Annotated in this window: 2 protein-coding genes; both read right to left on the bottom strand. The window is 62.7% G+C overall.

Annotated elements, in window-relative coordinates; translation table 11 throughout:
- Positions 1-6017, bottom strand: a 6017-nt coding sequence (locus JTJ32_RS26225) for a non-ribosomal peptide synthetase (RefSeq protein ID WP_210043812.1), incomplete at its 3' end; no start/stop codon positions are given.
- 1 nt (position 6018) lies between these two features.
- Positions 6019-6900, bottom strand: an 882-nt coding sequence (locus tag JTJ32_RS26220; RefSeq protein ID WP_210043811.1) for a phosphopantetheine-binding protein, incomplete at its 5' end; no start/stop codon positions are given.

Raw genomic sequence — 6900 nt, 5'->3', positions numbered from 1 at the left:
GGCGTTTTTTGAACCTGAGCCTCGATCAGCGTATGAATGCACTGCTCGCTCGGGAAGGCCGCAGCCGTGGCGTTCCAGTCGCGCAATACCTGCTGCTGCGCAGGCTGATCCAGCAGCGCCAGCTCACCCATTGCAGCCTTCGGATCACGAATCAGCGCCTGCAACAGGTGCTGGAAATGCGCCGACAACTGCACCACGTCGGCTTCGCTCAGGCTCTGCCGGTCGTAGCTGAAGCGTATCGACAGGGTCTGGCCCAGGTTGACCACCAGCGTCAGCGGGTAATGAGTCTGCTCCTGGGTGTGCAGACCGCCGAACACCAGCCCCGGTGGTGCGGTCTGTTGCAACGCATCGGAGACCGGGTAGTTCTCGAACACCAGAATGCTGTCGAACAGCGCATCACCGCCGCTACGCGCCCAGCGCTGAATGTCATACAGCGGCGTGTGTTCATGTTCGCGCAGGACGAGGTTCCTGGTCTGGACCTGCTGGACCCAGTCGGCGACGCGCTGCTCGGGACGTGGGCTGGCAATCACCGGCAAGGTGTTGATGAACAGACCGAGCTGTTCCTCGACGCCCGGCAACTCGGCAGGACGCCCCGCCACCGTTGCACCGAAGGTCACGCTGGAGTGCCCGGTGTAGCGTTGCAGCACCAGCAGCCAGGCCGATTGCACCAGCGTATTGAGGGTCACGCGCTGCTCGCGGGCGAATTCGCCCAGGGCCTGCGTGGTCTGCGCATCGATCAGTTGCAGATGATCACCCTGCCCTGCTTCACCCGGTTGCGACTTGAAACGCTGCATCAGGCGGGTCGGCTCATCCAGTTCCGCCAGTTGTTCGGTCCAGAAACGCTCGCTGAGCGCCGCATCCTGACGTTGCAGCCATCCGATGTAATCGCGATAACGGCTGGTCTGTCTTGCCAGCGTCTGTCCGCTGTAGCGCTGCAGCACTTCGCCCAACAGGCGCGAACTGCTCCAGCCGTCCATGAGAATGTGGTGGCTGGTGTAGATCAGTTGATGGCTGTCCTCGCCGGTGCGCAATACCGCAAGACGCAGCAGCGGCGCCTGAGTCAGATCGAAACCCTGGCGGCGGTCGGCCTCGGCCCAGTCGTCCAGCCATTGCGGCGTCTGGCCTCTGGCATCCACTTCGGCGAACGGCATCGGCACTTCGCGCAACACCACCTGCAATGACTCATCCAGATGGCTGACGAAACCACTGCGCAGCACTTCGTGGGTATTCAGCGTGGCCTGCCAGGCCGCCCTGAAACGCGTGACATCCAGACCACTGACCTCGACGCGCATCTGATTGATGTAATTGCCCGCTTCCTGTTCGAACAGGGTGTGGAACAGCATGCCCTGCTGCATCGGTGCCAGCGGGTAGATGTCTTCGATGTCGCGGGCCGCCATCGGCAGGCTGTTCAGTTGCGCCTGGGTCAGACGGGCCAGCGGGAAGTCGGACGGCGTAACGCCGGCCACGCCTTGCGCCGTGCAGTGTGCGATGAGCTGCTGCAACTCCAGCGCGTAGTCATCGGCCAGACGTTGCACGGTGCCGGTCTCGAACACCGCACTGCTGAAACTCCAGCTCAGACGCAGCTCGCCGCCGTACACCTGACCGTTGATACTGAGGGGCGCCGCCAGCGGCGCTTCGGCGCTTTGAGAAGCACCCGCGCTGTCGGCCGATGGGGCAAACAACGCGTCCTGCGAATCGAAACTGCCGTCGAATTGGCCCAGGTAGTTGAAGACGATGCTGCCCTGCGGCAACTGCTGCAGCGCATGACACGCGGCGTCGCTGCCCAGATAGCGAAGCGCGCCATAACCGATCCCCTTGTGGGGCACCGCGCGCAGTTGCTCCTTGATGGTCATGATCGAATCGGACAACGCGTCCTGCGGCGACAGCCTGACCGGGTAGAGGTTGCTGAACCAGCCAACGGTGCGGCTGAGGTCGAGCGTGTCGAACAGATCCTCACGGCCATGGCCTTCAAGGCGGATCAGTACGTCGGAGCGTTTGGTCCAGCGGCTGATCACTCGGGCCAGCGCGGTCAGCAGCAGGTCGTTGATCTGGGTGCGATAGGCCGCTGGTGCGTCCTGCAGCAGTTGCCGGGTCAGTTCGCTGTCCAGTTGCGTGACCACAGAAGTCGCGTGTTTCTGCTGCTGCCCGCCCTGCGGGTTGTCGCATGGCAATGCGTCACTGACGTCCTGCAACTGGCGTTGCCACCATGCCAGCTCCTGCTCGAGCGCAGCGCTTTGTGCGTAGGCTTGCAGGTGTTCGGCCCAGCTTTTCAGAGAGCTGGTTTTACTCGGCAGCGCCACGGCCTGTCCTGCAGCGACAGCCTGATACACCTGCTGGAGGTCTTCGAGCAGCACACGCCACGACACGCCGTCTACCACGAGGTGGTGAATGACCAGCAGCAGACGCTGCTCGTTCTGCGGCAGATCGATCAGCACGGCACGCAGCAGCGGCCCGTTCTTCAGGTCGAGGCTGCGCTGGGCTTCTTCGGCCAGTTCGGTCAAACGTTCGGTGTCTTCCAGCACATGCGTCCACAGCACATCCCATGTGTCTGGTGCGCCAAAGGTGGCATGCCACTGGCCGTCCTGCCGAGAGAAGCCCAGCCGCAAGGCGTCATGCTGCTCGATCAGCGCTGTCAGCGCGCTTTGCAGTGTGTTCACGTCCAACGCGGTGTTGACCTTGAGCATCACCGCCTGATTCCAGTGATGACGTTCGGGAATCTCCAGTTCGAAGAAGCGCGCCTGAATGGGCAGCAGCGGCAGCGAACCGCTGACCTGCTCAACCGCAGCCGTTGGCTTCTTCTGAATCAGTTTCGCCACCGTTGCCAATTGGCCGATGGTCTGCTTTTCGAACAACTGCTTCGGGCTGAGCTTGATGCCCTGACGCTTGGCGCGGGCGATGATTTGCAGGCTGAGGATCGAGTCGCCGCCCAGTTCGAAGAAGTTGTCGGTGCTGCCCACCTGATCGAGCTTGAGCACGTCGGCCCAGACGGCGGCGAGTTTCTCCTCGATCTCGCCGGCCGGTGCGGTGTAACGCTGTTTGACCACACCCGGTTTGGGCAACGCACGTTTGTCGAGCTTGCCGTTGGCAGTCAGCGGCAGGCGGTCGAGTAGCAGGATCTGTGCAGGCACCAGGTATTCCGGCAGGCAGGCGGCCAACTGCTCGCGCAGGGTTTCAACGCTCACCGACGCCACGCACCAGGCCACCAATTGTAGCCGCGACTCATCGCTTTCCAGCGGTTGAGCCAACACAACGGCCTCGGCCACGCCGTCCAGAGTTTGCAGCAGTTGCCCGACTTCACCGGGTTCGACCCGGTAGCCACGGATTTTCACCTGATCGTCAGCGCGGCCCAGGTATTCCAGCACGCCGTCCACCCGGCGCGCGCGGTCCCCCGCGCGGTACAGGCGTTTGCCATCGGCTTCAGGGTCCGGCACGAAACGTTCGGCCGTCATTGCCGCACGGCCCAGATAACCCTGCGCCAAGCCTTCGCCACCCAGGTACAACTCGCCTGCGACACGCTCGGCGACCGGATTCAGGTAAGCGTCCAGCACCCGTGCCTTGCCATTGGCCAGCGGCTGACCGACAGGAACACTGCGGCAGGCGGGCAACTTTTCAGCCACTTCGTGAGTGAGGATGCCGACCGTGGTTTCGGTGGGGCCATAGTGGTTGACGATCCGGCAACCCGGCTTGAGCGAGCGAACCTGCTCGATCAAGGCCCAGGAACTGGCCTCGCCCCCCAGAATCAGCATCTGCTTCGGCAACACGTCGGCGGGTGTTGCGGCCTGTAGCAGACTTTGCAGATGGCTCGGTACGATCTTCAGCACATCCACCTGATGCTCGGCCATGTAACGGGCAAATCCATCGGGGTCGAAGGCCTGTTCATGAGACAACAGATGCAAGGTACGACCCGACGCCAGCGCACCGAACAACAAGGTATGCCCCAGGTCGGCCGCTACGGTGGAGACCATTGCCATGCCGGCCTCGGCATCGAGCGACAGGCGCGTCAGTACGGATTGCACATAATTGGCCAGCGCGCCATGGCTGATCACCACGCCCTTGGGCTGCCCGGTAGAGCCGGAGGTGTAAATGATGTAGGCCGGTTGCTCGGCAACCACCTGAACACCCAACGCCTCATCGGCGAAATCGCCCCACTGCAGCGCATCGAACGCCAGCACCGGACAGACGCCAAGCTGTGCGGCCTTGTCGTTGTCCGCGGCATGGATCAGCAATACCGCGCCGCTGTCCCTGGCCAGTTGCTGCAAGCGCTCGGCAGGCTGTGAGGTGTCCAGCGGCAGGTACACCGCACCCAGTTTCAGCACCGCCAGCAGGCTGACCACCCACTCCACGGAGCGGTCCTGACACAGCGCAACCGTCATGCCTGCGCCGATGTTCTGGGCTTGCAGGTAACGGGCGAAGCGATTGGACTGCTGCTCCAGTTGAACGAAGCTCAGTGTCTGCTGGCCAACCCGCACGGCCGTCTTGTCGCCTCCGGTGTGCAAACCGTTTTGCCAGAGACGGATGAAGTCGGAGCAGGCGAACGCCTGCGACGCCTCGATGACTGGCAGCGAGCCTGTCAGCGGTTGATCCGCCAGAAGACGATCAACGCTCGTCACCAGCGCCTGCAACGTTTCGCGCAAGGCGTCGGCGATGCGCTCGATGGTACGGGCCTCGAACAGGTCGGTGGCGTAAGTGAAGTAACCGCGCAGACCACCTGGCGTGTCGGTGAAATCGAAGGCCAGATCGAAGCGTGCATCGCCTGCGCCCACTGGAAATTCGCTGACGCTAAGCCCGGAAAGACTCTGGCGCGAGGCGTCGGTCTGTTCGGCAGCGTAGACATGTTGATTGATCTTGAACTGGAACAACGGGTTGTGCCCCAGATTGCGCTCCGGCGCCAAAGCGTCCACCAGATGCTCAAACGGCAGCTCCTGATGCGACTGCGCGTTGCTCACCACCTCTTTCACCTGATCCAGCAACGCCGCAAAACTTTGCCGCTCGTCCACCTGCACACGCAGCACCTGGGTGTTGATGAAGAAACCGATCAGCCCTTCCAGCTCGCTGCGGGTACGCCCGGCATTCGGCGCACCGATGCGAATATCCGCCTGCCCGCTGAAGCGCGACAGCACCACCGACAGCGCCGCCAACACCTGCATGAAGATCGTCTGGCCACGGCCGCGGGCCAGGGCTTTCAGCTGTGTCGACAGCTGTTCAGAGAGATCGACACGCACCGTCGCCCCGCGATGACTGGGCTGCAACGGACGCTCATGGTCCAACGGCAGGGTCAGCAACGGGTGCTCGCTGCCGAGTTGCTGCTTCCAATAATCCAGCTGCCGCTCGCCCTCTCCGGCTTCCAGCCAGGCGCGTTGCCAGATGGCGTAGTCAGCGTATTGAATTGCCAGCTCAGGCAAGGTCGCGGTCTGGCCCAGCACTTGCGCCTGATACAACTGCACGAACTCGCGAATCAGCAGTTCGCCCGACCAGCCGTCGGAGACGACGTGATGCAGGCACACCGTCAGCACGTGTTCAGCGTCGCTCAACCGGAACAGCTTGACCCGCAGCAACGTGCCGCTGAGCAGATCGAACGGCTTATGCAGTTCGGCATGTACCTGCGCCTCTATCTGCTCTGCCTCGACACTGACGCACTCAAGAGCCACATTGCCCTGCGGGAGAATTTCCTGATGAAACTCGCCGTCTTCGGAGACGAACCGGGTGCGCAGGGTTTCGTGGCGCTGTACCAGTTGATCGAGCGCTGCACCGAGCGCCTGCGGGTTCAGCGGGCCGTTCAGACGCACCGCCAGCGGCACGTTGTAGGCGATGTTGTGCGGCTCCATCTGCCAGAGAAACAGCATGCGTTGCTGCGCGTACGACAGTGGAATGCGAGCGGTCTCATGGCGGGTCACGGCAATCGGCAAGAGCCGGAAGCTCTGCCCGGTTTCATTCATCTTGCCGAGAATCCGGCGACGCTGTTCGACGGGCAAACCGACGAAACGCTGGGCGATACGCGCTGCTGCAGACTGGTCCATGTCAGATACCCGCCATTTCGTTCATCATTTTCTCGATATCGGACAAGCCGTCCTCGGTCAGCGACAGGCCGCTCTGAGCGAACGCCTGAATAAATTCGGCCAATTGCGGTTTCTCGAAGATCAGCCGCAACGGGATGTCGATACCCAGTCCCGAGTGGATTCTGGACACCAGTTGCGTGGCCAGCAGCGAGTGGCCGCCCAGTTCGAAGAAGTCGTCGGTCAGCCCTACCCGCTCGACCTTCAACACCTCGGCCCAGATCGCCGCCAATTGCTGTTCCTGCTCAGTGACCGGCGCCACGTAAAGGCGTGCAGACTGACTGGAATGTGGCTTCGGCAAGGCCTTGCGGTCCAGCTTGCCGTTGGCCGTGAGTGGCATTTCCGTCAGCCAGACAAGGTGCTGAGGCACCATGTAGTCCGGCAGTGTTTCCTTGAGGAACGCCTTGAGCACGTCGCGCAGAACGTCGGCCTCGGGTGCCTGATCGTTCGTCACCAGATACGCGGCAAGCTGCTTGCCGGATGGACCGTCGATATCGATCACGCTGGCTTCGCGCACGGCGGGGTGTTCAAGAAGACGCGCTTCGATTTCACCCAGCTCGATGCGCAACCCGCGAATCTTCACCTGATGGTCGATACGCCCGGCGTACTCGATCACGCCTTCATGGCGATAGCGCGCCAGATCCCCGGTACGGTACAGCCGCCCTCCGCCCTGCTCGTCGAACGGGTCCGGCACGAAGCGTTCCGCCGTCAGGGCGGCGCGGTTGTGATAACCCCGCGCCAGCCCGACACCGCCCAGGTACAGCTCCGCCGCCACGCCCGGTGCGGCGGGCAGCAGCCCGTCGTCGAGGATGTGGGTCTTGAGGTTGTCGATGGGACGACCGATCGG

Origin of the sequence: Pseudomonas alliivorans (genome assembly GCF_017826695.1) — a bacterium.
Taxonomy (GTDB): domain Bacteria; phylum Pseudomonadota; class Gammaproteobacteria; order Pseudomonadales; family Pseudomonadaceae; genus Aquipseudomonas; species Aquipseudomonas alliivorans.
This window is presented reverse-complemented; position numbering and strand designations above follow the sequence as displayed.